Genomic DNA, 16,802 nt, shown 5'->3' with positions numbered 1-16,802 from the left:
TGGTTTTTACCCTTCGACGCGAGAATGTCCGTGAGCTTACCTGCCTGCCCGAAATGCAATTCCGAATACACCTACGAAGACGGCGCTCAGCTGATCTGCCCGGAATGCGCACATGAGTGGTCTGCCAATGGCAGTGCCGAAGTTGCTGAAGACGTAAAAGTCATCAAAGACTCGGTAGGTAACACCCTGCAAGACGGCGATACCGTGACCGTCATCAAAGACCTCAAAGTCAAAGGCTCGTCGCTGGTGGTCAAAGTCGGCACCAAGGTGAAGAACATCCGTCTGGTGGATGGCGATCACGATATCGACTGCAAGATCGATGGTATCGGTGCGATGAAGCTGAAATCGGAGTTTGTGAAAAAGGGATAAGGTTTCAGCTGATTAGTAACGTGAGCGGTTAAGGAATCCGGCCTCTGAATGGGGCCGGATTTTTTTTGGGGGGTTAGCAGTGTGCGTGGCCAATTCCTACACAAATTGAAGAGGCTTCTACGGCCGTTCGCTGATATATTCCGTTGAGGTTATATTTCCGCCCATTCATAGTTCTTCCATGAATTGGGAAATTGAATACACAGATGAGTTTGGTTGCTGGTGGGAGCGTTTGACTGAGGGCGAACAGGCCAACGTCGAATCGAGCGTCAGGTTGTTGGGGCAATTCGGCCCATCATTGCGGTTCCCTCATTGCAGCGGTATCAATGGGGCGCGGATTGGTAGCTTGAGAGAGCTTCGTGTGCAGCATGCCGGCCGGCCTTATCGAATCCTTTACGCCTTTGATCCCAGGCGCTGTGCAGTATTACTGATCGGCGGGGACAAGACAGGACAGGACCGCTGGTACGATGAATATGTGCCTTTAGCTGAACGTCTATACCGCGAGCACCTGGAAACATTGCGTACAGAGGGCCTTACAGATGGCTAAAAAATTCTCCGAGCTGCAAGCGCGTATGTCGCCTGATTCCCTTGCTGCTGCTGATCGGTTGTATCAAGAGCACCTGGAGCAAATGCCGCTTCACGAATTGCGGCAAGCAAAAGCGTTGAGCCAGGCGACTCTGGCCAAGACGTTGCACGTAAATCAGGCAGCTATTTCAAAAATGGAGCGTCGCACGGACATGTACATCAGTACATTGCGCAATTACATCCGCGCAATGGGTGGAGAGTTGGAGATCGTTGCTACTTTTCCTGATGGACAGGTCAAGATCGAAAATTTCGCGAGTTGAAGGCTTTCCGCCGAGCTCTACAATTACTCCCCCTCATCAAACTTGTTATTGATCAACTCAACCAGACCCTCCAGCGCTGCCTGCTCCTGGTCGCCCTCGGTGGAAAGGTGAATATCCGTGCCCTTGCCTGCGGCGAGCATCATCACGGCCATAATGCTTTTGCCATCCACCATGCTGTCAGGTGAACGCCCAACGCGGATCTGGCAGGGGAACTTGCCGGCGACTCCGACGAATTTAGCGGCTGCGCGGGCATGCAGGCCCAGCTTGTTGATAATGGTGATTTGAAGAGCGGGCATCGCAGGGGAAGTCCTTTCAGCTTAAGTCGCGGTGGCGAACCTGAACGTTTTTGAGGGATTGTTGCAGGACCTGACCCAGGCGCTCGGTCAGGTACACCGAGCGGTGGTGGCCCCCGGTGCAGCCAATGGCAATGGTGACATACGAGCGGTTGCTGGCAGCGAAGCGCGGCAGCCACTTGTTGAGATACGTGAAGATGTCCTGAAACATCTCCTCCACATCAGGCTGTGCAGCAAGGTAGTCGATAACGGGCTGGTCCTTTCCTGATTTCTCTCGCAGTTCAGGTTTCCAATAAGGGTTTGGCAGGCAGCGCACATCGAATACCAGGTCGGCGTCCACGGGCATGCCGCGCTTGAATCCGAAAGACTCGATCAGGAAGGCCGTACCTGGCTCCGGCTTGTTCAGCAGGCGAAGCTTAAGCGTGTCGCGCAGCTGGTAGAGGTTCAGGTGGGTGGTATTGATCTTCAGGTCTGCCAGATCAATGATCGGCCCCAGCAACGTAGTCTCGTCCCGAATGGCCTCGGCCAGCGAGCGGTTGGCGTTGCTCAGAGGGTGGCGACGACGGGTTTCCGAGAAGCGTTTGAAGAGGGTCGATTCATCCGCATCCAGGTACAGCACATCGCACTGGATGTTGCGTGAACGAACCTCTTCCAGCATCTGCGGGAAGCGCGTCAGGTGACTGGGGAGGTTGCGTGCATCAATGGAGACGGCCAGCAACGGTTCGGCCAGCTCGGTATTGATCAGCGCGCGTTCGGCGAGTTCCGGGAGCAGACCGGCCGGAAGGTTATCAACGCAGTAGAAGCCGCTGTCTTCCAGGACATCCAGCGCGGTGCTTTTGCCGGAGCCCGAGCGACCGCTCACAATGATCATGCGCATGATTAATGCCTGTTTTGCTCGTCCAGTACTACCTGATAAAGGGCTTCGTTGCTCGCGGCACTACGCAGGCGTTCACGCACTTCTTTGCGGTCGAGCATGCTGGCGATCTGGCGCAGCAATTCCAGGTGTGCATCGGTAGCCGCTTCCGGGACCAGCAGGACAAACAGCAAGTCAACGGGGGCGCCATCGATAGCGTCGAAATCTACAGGAGCGTTCAGGTGCAGCAATGCGCTGATGGGTGATTCACATCCCTTCAAACGACAGTGCGGAATGGCGATGCCATTACCAAAGCCGGTAGAGCCAAGTTTTTCACGGGCGACAAGGCTCTCGAACACGACTTGCGAGTCCAGATCAGGCACTTCTCTGCCGATCAGGTTGGCAATCTGTTCGAGGACTTTTTTCTTGCTGCCGCCCGGCACGTTCACGAGTGAACGGCCGGGGGTCAGGATATTTTCTAATCGGATCATGTTTTTGGGGGTATCAGCGAGCCGTTGCACCCTGAAGGAGGCTGAGCTGCTTTTCCTTATGCTTGAGCAGTTGTCTATCCAGCTTGTCGGTCAAAAGGTCGATTGCCGCGTACATGTCATCATGTTCCGCATTGGCGACGACCTTTGAGCCGGGGATGTGCAGGGTGGCTTCGATTTTCTGTTTAAGCTTCTCGACCTCCATGATGACCTGCACATTAGTGATCTTGTCGAAGTGGCGCTCCAGTCTGCCGAGTTTTTCGGTGATGTAGTCGCGTAGGGCGTCGGTCACATCCAGTTGATGTCCACTGATGTTGACTTGCATACCGCTTTCTCCTTATTGCCAGTGCATAAAGAGGCAGGCTTTTGCCTGCCACTGGAACGCTGTGGCTAGCAACCGGGTTGCGTAGAACCGATTCGGGCCAGTGCTCGGGCGGTTACTACTGTACCTCTCGTCACATCAGTCGCTTGCGTTCACTAGACGGCGCAATGCCAAGTGATTCGCGGTATTTGGCTACTGTGCGACGGGCTACTTGAATGCCTTGTGCCTCCAGTAAACCAGCGATCTTGCTGTCACTCAACGGCTTTTTCTGATTTTCCGCTGCAACCAGTTTTTTGATGATCGCGCGAATGGCTGTGGACGAACATTCACCGCCTTCGGAGGTGCTTACATGGCTCGAGAAGAAATATTTCAACTCGTAAATACCACGGGGGGTATGCATGAATTTCTGAGTGGTTACACGAGAAATGGTCGACTCGTGCATGCCTACGGCCTCTGCGATGTCATGCAGGACCAGTGGTTTCATCGCCTCATCGCCGTACTCAAGGAAGCCGCGCTGATGCTCGACGATCTGCGTTGCCACTTTCATGAGGGTTTCATTACGACTTTGCAGGCTTTTGATGAACCAGCGTGCTTCTTGCAGCTGATTGCGCATGAACGTGTTATCGGCGCTGGTATCGGCGCGGCGGACAAAACCGGCGTACTGCGGATTCACGCGCAAGCGCGGGACTGATTCCTGATTGAGCTCAACCAGCCAGCGTTCGTTGTCCTTGCGCACGATGACGTCAGGCACCACGTATTCAGCTTCGGTGGATTCGATTTGCGAACCGGGGCGAGGGTTGAGGCTTTGCACCAGCTCGATGACCTGCCGCAGTTCATCTTCCTTGAGCTTCATGCGGCGCATGAGCTGCGAGTAGTCGCGGCTGCCCAGCAGGTCGATGTAGTCACTGACCAGTCGCTGTGCTTCGCTGAGCCAACGGGTTTTTGCCGGGAGCTGACGCAATTGCAGGAGCAGGCATTCGCTCAGGTTGCGCGCGCCGATACCGGCGGGCTCAAACTGCTGAATGCGGTGCAGCACGGCTTCAATCTCGTCGAGCTCGATATCAAGCTCGGGATCGAAGGCGTCGAGAATCTCTTCCAGAGTCTCGTCCAGATAGCCCTGGTTATTGATGCAATCGATCAGGGTCACGGCAATCAGGCGGTCGGTGTCGGACATCGGCGCCAGGTTCAACTGCCAGAGTAAATGGCTTTGCAGGCTCTCACCGGCAGAGGTACGAGTGGTGAAGTCCCACTCGTCATCATCATTGCTGGGCAGGCTGCTGGCGCTGGTTTGATAGACGTCTTCCCACGCGGTATCGACCGGCAGCTCGTTGGGGATGCGCTCGCTCCAGTCGCCTTCTTCCAGATTGTCCACAGTAGGAGCGGACTCCTGATAAGTCGGCTCCTGGACATCAGGATTAGGTTTCTGCTCGATGTTGTCAGCCAATGGGTCGGCGTTGTCGAAATCGTCGCCTTCTTCCTGGCGTTCCAGCATAGGGTTCGACTCCAGTGCCTCCTGGATCTCCTGCTGGAGGTCCAGTGTCGACAATTGGAGTAAGCGGATGGCCTGTTGCAGCTGCGGCGTCATCGTCAGCTGCTGGCCCATTCTCAAGACTAGCGATGGTTTCATGGCTGGGGCTTAACACCTTATTCGCCGGCGCACATGCGCCATCCACTACCGAGCGCCTGGGCGCGTACATAAGCAAATTATATGCCTGAAACTGAAGTGTTTGACTAGAGCGTGCTGGCATTTAATAACCATCAGCACCAAGGCCCAGTCCTGCCCGCCTTGAAAGCCGGGCACCACAGTTCTTTTTACAGGCGGAACTCGTGGCCGAGGTAAACCTCTTTCACCAGCTGATTTGCGAGAATGGTTTCCGAATCGCCTTCGGCAATCAACTGCCCGTCGTTGACGATGTAGGCGGTTTCACAGATGTCCAGGGTTTCACGGACGTTGTGATCGGTGATCAATACGCCGATGCCCTTGGCTTTCAGATGGTGGATGATCTGTTTGATATCGCCTACGGAAATCGGGTCCACGCCTGCGAACGGTTCGTCGAGCAGGATGAATTTCGGTGAGGTAGCAAGTGCGCGTGCGATTTCCACCCGGCGGCGCTCACCACCGGACAGGCTCATGCCCATATTGTCGCGGATATGAGTGATGTGAAATTCCTGCAGCAGGCTTTCCAGCTCCTTGCGGCGTCCGTCACGGTCCAGCTCCTGGCGAGTTTCGAGAATCGCCATGATGTTGTCGGCTACCGACAGCTTGCGAAAGATCGAGGCTTCCTGAGGCAGATAGCCAATACCTGCGCGTGCGCGGCCGTGCATGGGCTGGTGGCTGACATCCAGGTCGTCGATCAGCACTCGCCCTTGATCAGCCTGAACCAGGCCGACAATCATGTAGAAGCAGGTGGTCTTGCCAGCGCCGTTAGGCCCTAGCAATCCTACGATCTGACCACTTTCGATGGACAGGCTCACATCGCGAACGACCTGACGGCCCTTGTAGCTCTTAGCCAAATGCTGGGCTTTCAGCGTCGCCATTTACTGGGCCTTCTGCTGGTCGGTTTTCTTTTTCGGCTGGATAACCATGTCAATACGCGGGCGTGGTGTTGTCACCTTGCTGCCGCCATTGGCACGACCAGCGCTGACGATCTGTTTGACCGTGTCATAAACGATCTTCTCGCCTTCGGACGTGTTGCCATCGTTGATGACCTTGGCCTTGTCGATCAGAACGATACGATCCTGCGCAGCGTAGTACTGGATAGTGATCGCGTAGGCTTGAACGATAGGCTTGTCTACAGACGGCTTCTGCTCGTAGTACGCGAGGTTGCCGACCGATGTGAACACATCGACTTCACCTTGGGCATTACGTGTGATGGTCACGGTATTACCGGTGATCTTCATCGAGCCCTGGGTGATGATTACGTTGCCTTTATAGGTGGCAACGCCTTTCTTGTCGTCGAGTTGTGCGTCGTCGGACTGAATGTGGATCGGCTGATCGCGATCAGTCGGCAGGGACCAGGCGCTCGCGCTTCCCAGTGCTGCACCCAGGCCAAGCAAAAAAGGAAGGGTTTTAACGAGCCTCATACTGTCCTCTTACATTAGATAGCAGGTCCATCCTGCTGTCGTTCAAATACGCTTTCATTCCCTTGGCCGTAGTCACACCGCCCGCGCCGTCGATTCTAACGGCTTGCTCGGTCTGCGCATATTGCTTCTGCGGGAATACGGTCATTCGACTGCTGGTGATAATGGTCGTACGTTTTTTTTCGTCTGTTCGTGCTACGCGAACCGAGTCAATCAGTTCGACTTGCTCGCCACCAGGGGAAACCTCACCCGTTTTGCTCTGGATATGCCAGGGAAAGAGGGTGCCACGGTACATCTGCAAGTCTGGCGTGGTGAGCATTGTTACATCGGTGGCCTTGATGTGCTCGACCTTGTCTGCTGTCATTTCGTACTGCAACTTGCCATCCGGCAAATACTGCACGCTATGCGCATTGATTGCGTAAAAATCGATGGCGCTTTCGTCCACCGTTGCAGCCGGTTGCTCCATGAAGCTTTCCGGGCTGATGTTCCAATAACCTGCGGCTGCCAGCAAAAATGCCAGCACGCCGAGGATCAGAAACGTTCGAATTCTTTTGCTAAGCATAAATGGCTTCTGTCTATAAGTAGGCTGCGTGGGCGGCTTCAAGGCTGCCTTGAGCGCTCATGATCAATTCACAGAACTCGCGAGCTGCGCCTTCGCCGCCGCGTGCCTGGGTAATGCCGTGGGCATGTTGCCGGACAAAAGTTGCTGCATTGGCCACCGCCATGCCAAGACCGACACGCCGGATGACTGGCAAGTCTGGCAGATCATCACCCAGATAGGCGACCTGTTCGTAATTCAGGCCGAGCTGGCCGAGCAGTTCGTCGAGAACCACAAGCTTGTCTTCGCGGCCCTGATAAAGATGCTCAATGCCGAGATTCTTGGCACGGCGTTCAACGACCGGCGTCTTGCGGCCGCTGATAATGGCCGTTGCCACGCCCGAGGCGATCAGCATTTTAATGCCTTGGCCGTCCAGAGTGTTGAAAGTCTTGAATTCGCTACCGTCTTCAAGGAAATACAGGCGACCGTCGGTCAGTACGCCGTCGACGTCGAAGATGGCCAGTTTGATATTTTTACCGCGTTGCAGCAGATCGGTAGTCATTTGCACATCTCCATTACATGACGCCTGCGCGCAACAGGTCCTGCAGGTTGAAAGCTCCGACCGGATGATCATTTTCGTCAACGACGATGAGTGAGCCGATCTTGTTGTCTTCCATGATTTTCAATGCTTCAGCTGCAAGCATCTCAGGGCGGGCCGTCTTGCCGTGAACGGTCATCACGTCATCAATAGTCGCCAGGCGAATATCAATCGGACGATCCAGAGTGCGGCGCAGATCGCCGTCAGTGAATATCCCGGCCAGTCGTCCATCAGTCTCGATAACCGCCGTCATGCCCAGGCCCTTGCGGGTCATTTCCATCAGTGCGTCGCGGAGCAGGGTGCCACGCTGTACTTTCGGCAGTTGTTCGCCGACGTGCATGACGTGCTCGACCTTGAGCAGCAAGCGTCTGCCCAGCGCGCCACCCGGATGCGAAAAAGCGAAGTCTTCAGCCGTGAAGCCCCGGGCTTCCAGTAGCGCTACTGCCAGGGCGTCGCCCATGACCAGTGCCGCAGTCGTCGAAGAGGTCGGAGCCAGATTCAGCGGGCAGGCTTCATGCTCTACGCGGGCACTCAGATTGACGTCGGCTGCTTCAGCCAGGGTTGAACACGGGTTGCCCGTCAGACTGATCATCTTGATGCCGAGACGTTTGATCAGGGGCAGCAAGGTGACGATTTCAGCCGTTGTTCCCGAATTTGACAGGGCGAGGATGATGTCATCGCAGGTGATCATGCCCATGTCGCCATGACTGGCTTCGGCAGGGTGAACAAAAAACGAGGTGGTGCCGGTGCTCGCCAGAGTAGCAGCGATTTTTTTTCCGATATGTCCTGATTTACCCATGCCCACCACGACAACGCGTCCTTTGCTCGCGAGAATCATCTCGCAGGCCTCGATGAAATCTGCGTTGATATGCGCTAACAAACCCTCCACAGCTTCGATTTCGAGGCGGATGGTGCGTTGTGCTGACTGGATCAGGTCGCTGGATTGATTCATGTGAAAAATCGGTCGGCCGGTTAAAAGGCGGCGATTATAGCGGTAATGCGCGATTCCCTCACGTCTGATCGTCAAGCTTTGCGTTTAATCGTTCTGTGTAGCGATTGGTAGAGCTCGTTTGTAGGAAGTGTCGCAAATTGTGTATAGCGATATTGATTGATCGTCTTCGCCCTTTGGCGGGGCCTTATTGCGGTGGTATAGTTCGCCGCTGTTCCGCCCACCGAGACAGCATGTCTCCCGCCAGGGACTCGGCAGCTGAACGTGAGGCTGCATCGCAAGGAGTTTAGATGAGCGCCGATAACGCCTACGCGATCGAGCTGAAGGGCGTTTCCTTCAGGCGCGGTACGCGCAGCATTTTCGATAATGTTGATATTCGTATTCCCCGCGGCAAAGTCACCGGCATCATGGGGCCTTCTGGCAGCGGCAAAACTACTTTGCTGCGGTTGATGGGTGCCCAGTTGCGACCTTCTGCGGGCGAAGTGTGGGTCAACGGGCAGAACCTGCCCGCCTTGTCGCGCAGCGATCTGTTCGATGCGCGCAAGCACATGGGCGTGTTGTTCCAGAGCGGAGCACTGTTCACTGACCTGGATGTGTTCGAGAACGTTGCCTTCCCGTTGCGGGTCCACACCGAGCTGCCGGAAGAAATGATTCGTGACATTGTCCTGCTCAAGTTGCAGGCGGTGGGGCTGCGTGGTGCCATCGATCTGATGCCCGACGAGCTGTCAGGTGGCATGAAGCGTCGCGTGGCGCTGGCTCGGGCGATCGCCCTCGACCCCCAGATTCTCATGTATGACGAACCATTTGTGGGGCAAGACCCGATTGCGATGGGTGTGCTGGTTCGTCTGATCAAGCTGCTCAATGATGCGCTCGGTATCACCAGTGTTGTGGTCTCTCATGATCTGGACGAAACGGCGAGTATTGCTGACTACCTCTACCTTGTTGGCGACGGTCAGGTGTTGGGGCAGGGGACACCCGAGGAACTGATGGGCTCGGACAACCCCCGCATTCGTCAATTCATGACCGGCAACCCGGATGGCCCGGTGCCGTTTCATTATCCGGCGCCGGATTACCGCGAAGATCTTTTGGGGAAGCGCTGATGCGCAAGAAGTCATTAATGGAGCGAGTACGCCTTCTCGGGCGTGCCGCAATCGATATCCTGGCTGTGCTCGGGCGTTCGGCGATTTTCCTGGTTCACGCCTTGCTGGGGCGCAGCTCGATTGGCGGTAGTTTTCAGTTGCTGGTCAGGCAGCTCTATTCGGTTGGGGTCATGTCGCTGGCGATTATTGTCGTGTCGGGCATGTTCATCGGCATGGTGCTGTCGCTGCAGGGTTTCAGCATTCTGACCAAGTACGGTTCGGAGCAGGCCGTCGGGCAAATGGTTGCCCTGACACTTCTGCGAGAACTTGGGCCAGTGGTTACTGCGCTTCTGTTTGCTGGTCGTGCAGGTTCGGCATTGACCGCCGAGATCGGCAACATGAAATCCACCGAGCAGTTGTCCAGTCTGGAAATGATCGGCGTCGACCCGCTCAAGTACATCGTTGCGCCACGTCTTTGGGCCGGGTTCATTTCCCTGCCGCTGCTGGCCATGATCTTCAGCGTAGTGGGTATCTGGGGAGGGTCCTGGGTAGCGATTGACTGGCTGGGAGTCTATGAAGGCTCTTTCTGGTCGAACATGCAGAACAGCGTTTCTTTCGTTGATGATGTGATTAACGGAGTCATCAAGAGCGTCGTATTTGCGTTCGTTGTGACCTGGATCGCCGTTTTCCAGGGTTATGACTGTGAACCCACCTCGGAGGGGATCAGTCGTGCCACGACGAAAACAGTCGTGTATGCCTCCCTGGCCGTGCTGGGCCTGGACTTTATTCTGACCGCCTTGATGTTTGGAGATTTCTGATGCAAAACCGCACCATCGAAACAGGTGTAGGCCTGTTCCTGCTGGCCGGGATTCTGGCTTTGCTCCTGCTTGCCCTGCGCGTCAGCGGTCTTAGCTCCAGTGCCAGCACTGATACTTATAAACTTTATGCAAATTTCGACAATATTGCCGGTTTGACTGTCAGAGCCAAGGTGAGCATGGCTGGCGTCACAATTGGCAAGGTCACGGCGATCGATCTTGATCGCGATACCTTCACAGGTCGGGTGACCATGGAAGTCCAGAAAAAGGTGAATAACCTGCCTCTCGATTCCACTGCATCGATTTTGACCGCTGGCTTGCTCGGTGAGAAATATGTGGGTATCAGCGTAGGTGGTGACGACGGGTTGCTGAAGGATGGCAGTACCATTCATGACACGCAGTCGTCGCTTGTGCTGGAAGACCTTATCGGAAAATTCCTGCTCAATACCGTGAGTAAAGACGCTAAATGAGGAGCTTTTACATGATCTCTATCGTGCGCCGTGGTCTGTTGGTGTTGCTGGCATTGTTACCAATGCTGGGGAATGCCGCCGCCACACCGTCCGCTCATGATCTGGTGGATCGCACCACCAAGGAATTGCTGAGTGATCTGGCAGCCAACAAAGAGCAGTACAAAACCAATCCGGGCGCTTTTTACGATGCGTTGAACCGCATTGTCGGTCCGGTGGTAGATGCCGATGGCATTTCCAAAAGCATCATGACCGTGAAGTACTCGCGCAGCGCCTCCCCAGAGCAAATTCAGCGTTTCCAGGAAAACTTCAAGCGCAGCCTGATGCAGTTCTACGGCAACGCACTGCTTGAGTACAACAATCAGGGCATCATCGTCTCCCCTGAAAAACCTGAAGGTGCCGATCGCACCAGCGTTGAAATGCAGGTCAAGGGCACCAACGGCGCGGTCTATCCAGTCTCCTACACGCTCGTCAAGATTAGCGGGGAGTGGAAGGTACGTAACGTGATCATCAATGGCATTAACATCGGCAAGCTGTTCCGCGATCAATTCGCCGATGCAATGCAGCGTAACGGCAATAACCTCGACCAGACGATCAACAACTGGGCGGGTGAAGTTGCCAAGGCTAAAGAGAAAGCGCCTGAAGCGGCTCCGCAATGACCGAGTCAGCCGTCAAGCTCGTGGCACCGGGCGAGCTGCAGTTAATCGGCACGCTCGACTATTCGACCGGCCCGGCCTTGCGCAAGCAGGGGGCTGCACTGATTAAGTCCAGTGAGTTGTCCACCGTTGTTCTGGACTGCGCGGGTGTCGAGAAGTCCAGCAGCGTTGGCCTCGCCTTGCTGCTGGCGTTCATGCGTGATGCGCGGGACGCTGGCAAGGATGTAAGCATTCGCTCGATGCCGGAAGACATGCGCAAGATCGCCCAGGTGTCCGAGTTGACTGAACTGCTTAACGCTCATTGATTGCCCTTTATGGAAGCCCCTCGTCCGGGTCCTGCGTTGCGGGGTTCGCATTGAGTGGGCTTTTTTGTATGATGGCCGACCCGCGCGCGTAGGTCGCCAATCGAGGTTTTGCATGCACGCCGTAGAAGTTAAGAGCTTCCTTGAAGGGAAGCTGCCCGAGGTACAGGTCGAAGTTGAAGGCGAAGGCTGCAACTTCCAGCTGAACGTGATCAATGACGAGTTGGCTACGCTGAGCCCGGTCAAGCGTCAGCAGCAGATCTACACGCATTTGAACCCCTGGATTGCCGATGGCAGCATCCACGCGGTCACCATGAAATTTTTCAGCCGCGCTGCGTGGGCCGAGCGCACCTGAGCCACTTGGCGTCGAGACTCTAATGGATAAATTGATTATTACTGGCGGGGTTCGTCTTGATGGCGAAATCCGCATTTCCGGGGCGAAAAACTCTGCCCTGCCGATTCTGGCCGCTACCCTGTTGGCCGATGGCCCGGTAACCGTCCAGAACCTGCCGCACTTGCACGACATCACCACCATGATCGAGCTCTTCGGTCGCATGGGCATTGAGCCGGTGATCGACGAAAAACTCAGCGTGGAAATCGATCCGCGCACGATCAAGACGCTGATTGCTCCGTACGAGTTGGTGAAGACCATGCGCGCCTCGATTCTGGTGCTCGGCCCTATGGTCGCCCGTTTCGGCGAAGCAGAAGTTGCGTTGCCAGGTGGTTGCGCCATTGGTTCGCGTCCAGTGGATCTGCACATCCGTGGCCTCGAAGCCATGGGCGCGATCATTGACGTCGAGGGCGGCTACATCAAAGCCAAGGCCCCTGAAGGCGGCCTGCGCGGTGCCAACTTCTTCTTTGATACCGTCAGCGTGACCGGTACCGAGAACATCATGATGGCCGCGAGTCTGGCCAACGGCCGCAGCGTTCTGCAGAACGCCGCCCGTGAACCCGAAGTCGTTGACCTGGCCAACTTCCTGATTGCCATGGGCGCGAAGATTCATGGCGCGGGTACTGACACCATCACTATTGATGGCGTGAAGCGTCTGCACTCGGCGACTTACAAAGTCATGCCAGACCGCATCGAGACCGGCACTTATCTGGTCGCTGCTGCTGCAACCGGCGGTCGCGTCAAGGTCAAGGACACCGATCCGACCATCCTCGAAGCTGTATTGCTCAAGCTCCAGGAAGCAGGCGCTGAAGTCACCAGCGGTGTCGACTGGATCGAGCTGAACATGCACGGCAAGCGTCCTAAAGCCGTCAACGTGCGTACCGCTCCGTATCCTGCGTTTCCGACTGACATGCAGGCGCAGTTCATTTCGCTCAACGCCATTGCTGAAGGCACGGGTGCGGTGATCGAGACCATCTTCGAAAACCGTTTCATGCACGTGTACGAAATGCACCGCATGGGCGCGCAGATCCAGGTTGAAGGCAACACGGCCATCGTGACCGGTACCGAAGTGCTCAAAGGCGCGCCAGTCATGGCCACCGATCTTCGTGCATCGGCCAGCCTGGTTATCTCGGCACTGGTTGCCCAGGGCGATACGCTGATCGACCGCATCTACCACATAGATCGCGGTTACGAGTGCATCGAAGAGAAACTGCAGATGCTGGGCGCGAAGATTCGTCGCGTTCCGGGCTAGCAGCCGTATGACCTGATGCCCGAGCCAGCAGTGGCTTCGGGTGTCGGTCTCGCACGCTTCGGCGTGTGAATTCTGATTCGTTTCACCTTGTGCCCGTTTTTATGCGGCACGAGGGTTTGCCCGGCGTCGATTGCGTCCGGGCAAAAGCTTCCTGATAAGGACTGACGTTTCCCATGTTGACCATCGCACTGTCCAAGGGCCGCATTCTTGATGACACGCTGCCGCTTCTTGCAGAAGCAGGCATTGTGCCGACCGAGAATCCGGACAAGAGCCGCAAGCTGATCATCCCCACGACCCAGGCCGATGTGCGTCTGTTGATCGTGCGTGCTACCGATGTGCCGACCTACGTCGAGCATGGCGCTGCTGATCTTGGTGTTGCCGGTAAAGATGTGCTGATGGAATACACCGGCCAGGGCCTTTATGAGCCGTTGGACCTGCAGATTGCCAAGTGCCGTCTGATGACAGCAGGCGCGATTGGCGCTCCCGAGCCTAAAGGCCGTCTGCGCGTGGCAACCAAGTTCGTCAACGTTGCCAAGCGCTACTACGCCGAGCAAGGCCGTCAGGTCGACATCATCAAACTGTACGGCTCCATGGAGCTGGCACCACTGATTGGTCTGGCTGACAAGATCATTGATGTTGTCGACACCGGCAACACGCTGCGGGCCAACGGTCTAGAGCCTCAGGAGCTGATCGCGACGATCAGTTCCCGTCTGGTGGTCAACAAGGCTTCCATGAAAATGCAACACGCCCGTATTCAGTCGCTCATCGATACCCTGCGCAATGCAGTGGAATCGCGACACCGCGGCTGACTTACCCGCGCAACGTTGAGTTGCGCCCGTCTATCCGCCTCATAGCCAGAATTCTCAGGTGCCCAAGCGGAACGACTGCTAATTTAGGGCGCCTGAGTTTTTGCCATTCCTATGAGGCTCTCGCTATGACCGCACCGACTGCAATTCGCCGACTCAATGCTGCTGACCCGGATTTCGCACATCATCTGGATCATCTGCTGAGCTGGGAAAGTGTGTCTGACGATTCGGTCAACCAGCGTGTTCTCGACATTATCAAAGCCGTGCGTGAGCGGGGGGATGCCGCACTGGTGGAATTTACCGAGCGCTTCGACGGTTTGCAGGTTGGCTCCATGGCTGATCTGATTCTGCCTCGCGAGCGTCTTGAGCTGGCACTCACCCGTATCACTCCGGCCCAGCGCGCAGCGTTGGAAAAAGCCGCGGATCGTGTACGCATTTACCACGAAAAGCAGAAGCAGGATTCCTGGACCTACACCGAGGCCGACGGCACGGTCCTTGGTCAGAAGGTCACGCCCCTGGATCGCGCTGGTCTTTATGTGCCTGGTGGCAAGGCGTCGTATCCCTCGTCGGTGTTGATGAACGCTATTCCTGCCAAGGTTGCGGGTGTTGCTGAAGTCGTCATGGTAGTGCCGACCCCGCGTGGGGAAATCAACGAGCTGGTATTGGCTGCGGCCTGTATTGCCGGGGTTGATCGCGTGTTTACTATTGGCGGTGCCCAGGCAGTGGCGGCGCTGGCTTATGGCACTGAAAGCGTGCCGCGTGTCGACAAGGTCGTCGGTCCGGGCAACATCTACGTCGCCACGGCCAAGCGTCATGTCTTTGGTCAGGTCGGGATCGACATGATCGCCGGTCCTTCCGAGATCCTCGTGGTGTGCGACGGTCAGACAGATCCGGACTGGATTGCCATGGACCTGTTCTCTCAGGCCGAGCACGACGAAGATGCCCAGGCCATTCTGGTAAGTCCGGATGCAGCCTTTCTGGATCAGGTAGCGGCAAGCATTGCCAAATTGATGCCGACTCTTGAGCGTGCGGACATCATCGACAAGTCGATCAATGGTCGCGGCGCGTTGATCAAGGTCGCTGATATGCAGCAGGCCATAGAAGTCGCCAACCGTATTGCTCCGGAGCACCTTGAGTTGTCGGTGGCAGATCCGGAAGCCTGGTTGCCGCAGATTCGTCACGCGGGTGCGATCTTCATGGGGCGTCACACTTCCGAGGCGCTGGGCGACTACTGCGCCGGTCCAAACCACGTGTTGCCAACTTCCGGCACAGCGCGCTTTTCATCGCCGCTGGGTGTTTACGATTTCCAGAAGCGTTCGTCGATCATCTACTGCTCGCAGCAAGGTGCGTCCGAACTTGGCAAGACCGCATCGGTACTGGCGCGTGGCGAATCATTGACTGCACACGCCCGCAGCGCCGAGTACCGCATCATCGACAGCGAAGGGCAGGGGAACTGAGCATGAGTAAATTCTGGAGTCCTTTCGTCAACAGCCTGGTGCCTTATGTGCCAGGTGAGCAGCCCAAGCTGACCAAGCTGGTCAAGCTCAACACCAATGAAAATCCTTACGGCCCTTCGCCAAAAGCGTTGGCAGCGATGCGTGCCGAGCTGACTGATGACCTGCGTCTTTATCCAGACCCTAACAGCGACCTGCTAAAGCAGGCAGTGGCTACCTATTACGGCGTGCAGACCAGCCACGTGTTTTTGGGCAATGGCTCCGATGAAGTGCTGGCTCACGTGTTCAATGCGTTTTTCCAGCACGGCAAGCCTTTGCTGTTTCCGGACATCAGCTACAGCTTTTATCCGGTCTACTGTGGCCTGTACGGCATTGAGTTCGACGCTATCGAACTGGATGAGCAGTTCCAGATTCGTGTGTCGGATTACGCCAGGCCTAACGGCGGGATCATCTTCCCGAACCCTAACGCTCCAACCGGTTGCGTAGTGGCGCTTGATGCTGTCGAGCAGATGCTCAAGGCGAGCCCCGACTCAGTGGTTGTGGTGGATGAGGCCTATATCGATTTCGGTGGCGAGACGGCGATTTCGCTGGTGGAGCGTTATCCGAACCTGCTGGTGACGCAGACGTTGTCCAAGTCCCGCTCGCTGGCGGGTTTGCGGGTTGGTCTGGCGATTGGGCATCCTGATCTGATCGAGGCGCTTGAGCGGGTCAAGAACAGCTTCAACTCCTATCCTCTGGATCGTCTGGCAATTGTCGGTGCTGCTGCCGCCTTCGAGGATCGCGAGCACTTTGATTTCACCCGTAATGCGGTGATCTCCAGTCGTGAAGCATTAACCGCTGAGCTGCAAACCCTTGGTTTTGAAGTGTTGCCGTCTGCGGCCAACTTCATCTTTGCACGCCACCCGCAACATGACGCGGCAGGCATCGCGGCGAAGCTGCGGGAGCAGGGTGTGATCGTTCGGCACTTCAAACAGGAGCGTATTGCTCAGTTCCTGCGCATCAGCATTGGCACGCCGGAGCAGAATCAAGCGTTGCTGGATGGGTTGGCGGGGTTGTAAGAACTCCATCGCGGTATCGCCACACCTGTGGGAGATTCTATGTTTGCCTGCAAGCTGATTGACGACGTGGGACCGGCTTTAGCCGGGAAGGCGATATTTCTGCAGATAAAAATCCAATGTCTGTCACTGCCTCTTCCCGGCTGAAGCCGGTCCCACGTCATCAGTGAACTCTGTGGGAGCGAGGCTTGC

The 16,802-nt window shown here is 56.2% G+C and carries 23 protein-coding genes; 13 read left to right on the top strand and 10 right to left on the bottom strand.

Going from position 1 to position 16,802, the window contains the following annotated elements; genetic code table 11:
- Positions 1–24 precede the first annotated feature (24 nt).
- The 3 genes from CKW31_RS15215 (at position 25) to CKW31_RS15205 (ending at position 1,211) form a co-directional block, all read left to right on the top strand.
- Positions 25–369, top strand: coding sequence for a zinc ribbon domain-containing protein YjdM (locus CKW31_RS15215; RefSeq protein WP_095096450.1), 345 nt, complete (start codon positions 25–27; stop codon positions 367–369).
- A 178-nt stretch (positions 370–547) separates the two neighbouring features.
- The gene (locus tag CKW31_RS15210) at positions 548–913 is read left to right on the top strand and encodes a type II toxin-antitoxin system RelE/ParE family toxin (RefSeq protein WP_095096447.1); all 366 of its coding nucleotides are present in this window, start codon (positions 548–550) and stop codon (positions 911–913) included.
- A complete protein-coding gene (locus CKW31_RS15205; RefSeq protein WP_087264895.1) occupies positions 906–1,211 on the top strand; it encodes an XRE family transcriptional regulator in 306 nt (101 codons plus the stop codon). Before CKW31_RS15210 ends, CKW31_RS15205 begins: the two co-directional genes overlap by 8 nt.
- A 23-nt stretch (positions 1,212–1,234) precedes the next feature.
- Here the strand turns inward: CKW31_RS15205 and CKW31_RS15200 are convergent, their stop codons facing one another.
- The 10 genes from CKW31_RS15200 to CKW31_RS15155 all read right to left on the bottom strand — a co-directional run bounded on the left by CKW31_RS15200 (position 1,235) and on the right by CKW31_RS15155 (position 8,336).
- Positions 1,235–1,507 (bottom strand): HPr family phosphocarrier protein, encoded by a 273-nt coding sequence (locus tag CKW31_RS15200; protein ID WP_095096444.1) that lies wholly within the window; start codon positions 1,505–1,507, stop codon positions 1,235–1,237.
- A 16-nt stretch (positions 1,508–1,523) separates the two neighbouring features.
- On the bottom strand, positions 1,524–2,381 hold the full coding sequence (rapZ, locus tag CKW31_RS15195) for an RNase adapter RapZ (RefSeq protein ID WP_095096441.1): 858 nt from the start codon (positions 2,379–2,381) through the stop codon (positions 1,524–1,526).
- 2 nt (positions 2,382–2,383) lie between these two features.
- The gene (gene ptsN, locus CKW31_RS15190; protein WP_095096903.1) at positions 2,384–2,848 is read right to left on the bottom strand and encodes a PTS IIA-like nitrogen regulatory protein PtsN; all 465 of its coding nucleotides are present in this window, start codon (positions 2,846–2,848) and stop codon (positions 2,384–2,386) included.
- Positions 2,849–2,861: 13 nt separating this feature from the next.
- Positions 2,862–3,170 (bottom strand): ribosome hibernation-promoting factor, HPF/YfiA family, encoded by a 309-nt coding sequence (hpf, locus tag CKW31_RS15185; protein ID WP_027897842.1) that lies wholly within the window; start codon positions 3,168–3,170, stop codon positions 2,862–2,864.
- A gap of 130 nt (positions 3,171–3,300) precedes the next feature.
- Positions 3,301–4,794, bottom strand: a complete 1,494-nt coding sequence (locus tag CKW31_RS15180) for an RNA polymerase factor sigma-54 (protein ID WP_095096439.1) — start codon at positions 4,792–4,794, stop codon at positions 3,301–3,303.
- Positions 4,795–4,979: 185 nt separating this feature from the next.
- Positions 4,980–5,705 carry an LPS export ABC transporter ATP-binding protein gene (gene lptB, locus CKW31_RS15175; protein ID WP_027897840.1) on the bottom strand — a complete coding sequence of 242 codons (726 nt, stop codon included), beginning with the start codon at positions 5,703–5,705 and terminating at the stop codon, positions 4,980–4,982.
- Entirely contained in the window at positions 5,706–6,251 is a 546-nt protein-coding gene (gene lptA / locus CKW31_RS15170; RefSeq protein WP_027897839.1) for a lipopolysaccharide transport periplasmic protein LptA, read from the bottom strand.
- Positions 6,238–6,810 (bottom strand): LPS export ABC transporter periplasmic protein LptC, encoded by a 573-nt coding sequence (lptC, locus tag CKW31_RS15165; protein WP_095096436.1) that lies wholly within the window; start codon positions 6,808–6,810, stop codon positions 6,238–6,240. Before lptC ends, lptA begins: the two co-directional genes overlap by 14 nt.
- Before the next feature lie 13 nt (positions 6,811–6,823).
- Positions 6,824–7,348, bottom strand: coding sequence for an HAD family hydrolase (locus CKW31_RS15160; protein WP_027897837.1), 525 nt, complete (start codon positions 7,346–7,348; stop codon positions 6,824–6,826).
- A gap of 13 nt (positions 7,349–7,361) precedes the next feature.
- Entirely contained in the window at positions 7,362–8,336 is a 975-nt protein-coding gene (locus tag CKW31_RS15155) for a KpsF/GutQ family sugar-phosphate isomerase (RefSeq protein WP_095096434.1), read from the bottom strand.
- Positions 8,337–8,623: 287 nt separating this feature from the next.
- On the opposite strand from CKW31_RS15155, the gene CKW31_RS15150 reads away from it, so the two are divergent.
- The 10 genes from CKW31_RS15150 (at position 8,624) to hisC (ending at position 16,613) form a co-directional block, all read left to right on the top strand.
- Positions 8,624–9,433, top strand: coding sequence for an ATP-binding cassette domain-containing protein (locus CKW31_RS15150; RefSeq protein WP_095096431.1), 810 nt, complete (start codon positions 8,624–8,626; stop codon positions 9,431–9,433).
- A complete protein-coding gene (gene mlaE, locus CKW31_RS15145; protein WP_027897834.1) occupies positions 9,433–10,230 on the top strand; it encodes a lipid asymmetry maintenance ABC transporter permease subunit MlaE in 798 nt (265 codons plus the stop codon). The genes CKW31_RS15150 and mlaE overlap by 1 nt, the downstream gene beginning before the upstream one ends.
- A complete protein-coding gene (mlaD, locus tag CKW31_RS15140; RefSeq protein ID WP_027897833.1) occupies positions 10,230–10,697 on the top strand; it encodes an outer membrane lipid asymmetry maintenance protein MlaD in 468 nt (155 codons plus the stop codon). Before mlaE ends, mlaD begins: the two co-directional genes overlap by 1 nt.
- An 11-nt stretch (positions 10,698–10,708) precedes the next feature.
- Complete coding sequence (locus tag CKW31_RS15135; RefSeq protein ID WP_095096427.1) at positions 10,709–11,353, top strand: phospholipid-binding protein MlaC; 645 nt, start codon at positions 10,709–10,711, stop codon at positions 11,351–11,353.
- On the top strand, positions 11,350–11,655 hold the full coding sequence (locus CKW31_RS15130) for a lipid asymmetry maintenance protein MlaB (RefSeq protein WP_095096425.1): 306 nt from the start codon (positions 11,350–11,352) through the stop codon (positions 11,653–11,655). Before CKW31_RS15135 ends, CKW31_RS15130 begins: the two co-directional genes overlap by 4 nt.
- Positions 11,656–11,767: 112 nt before the next feature.
- Entirely contained in the window at positions 11,768–12,007 is a 240-nt protein-coding gene (locus CKW31_RS15125) for a BolA family protein (RefSeq protein WP_027897830.1), read from the top strand.
- 22 nt (positions 12,008–12,029) lie between these two features.
- Positions 12,030–13,295, top strand: coding sequence for a UDP-N-acetylglucosamine 1-carboxyvinyltransferase (gene murA, locus CKW31_RS15120; RefSeq protein ID WP_095096422.1), 1,266 nt, complete (start codon positions 12,030–12,032; stop codon positions 13,293–13,295).
- Positions 13,296–13,468: 173 nt separating this feature from the next.
- Positions 13,469–14,104, top strand: a complete 636-nt coding sequence (gene hisG, locus CKW31_RS15115; RefSeq protein ID WP_027897828.1) for an ATP phosphoribosyltransferase — start codon at positions 13,469–13,471, stop codon at positions 14,102–14,104.
- Between the two features lie 125 nt (positions 14,105–14,229).
- A complete protein-coding gene (gene hisD, locus CKW31_RS15110; protein ID WP_095096419.1) occupies positions 14,230–15,558 on the top strand; it encodes a histidinol dehydrogenase in 1,329 nt (442 codons plus the stop codon).
- A 2-nt stretch (positions 15,559–15,560) separates the two neighbouring features.
- The gene (hisC, locus tag CKW31_RS15105; RefSeq protein WP_095096416.1) at positions 15,561–16,613 is read left to right on the top strand and encodes a histidinol-phosphate transaminase; all 1,053 of its coding nucleotides are present in this window, start codon (positions 15,561–15,563) and stop codon (positions 16,611–16,613) included.
- Positions 16,614–16,802: the final 189 nt, after the last annotated feature.

The sequence above is a fragment of the Pseudomonas sp. Irchel 3A5 genome (assembly GCF_900187575.1).
Classification (GTDB): Bacteria; Pseudomonadota; Gammaproteobacteria; order Pseudomonadales; family Pseudomonadaceae; genus Aquipseudomonas; species Aquipseudomonas folii.
The sequence above is the reverse complement of the archived record's forward strand: the minus strand, read 5'-3'. Positions and strand labels throughout refer to the sequence as shown.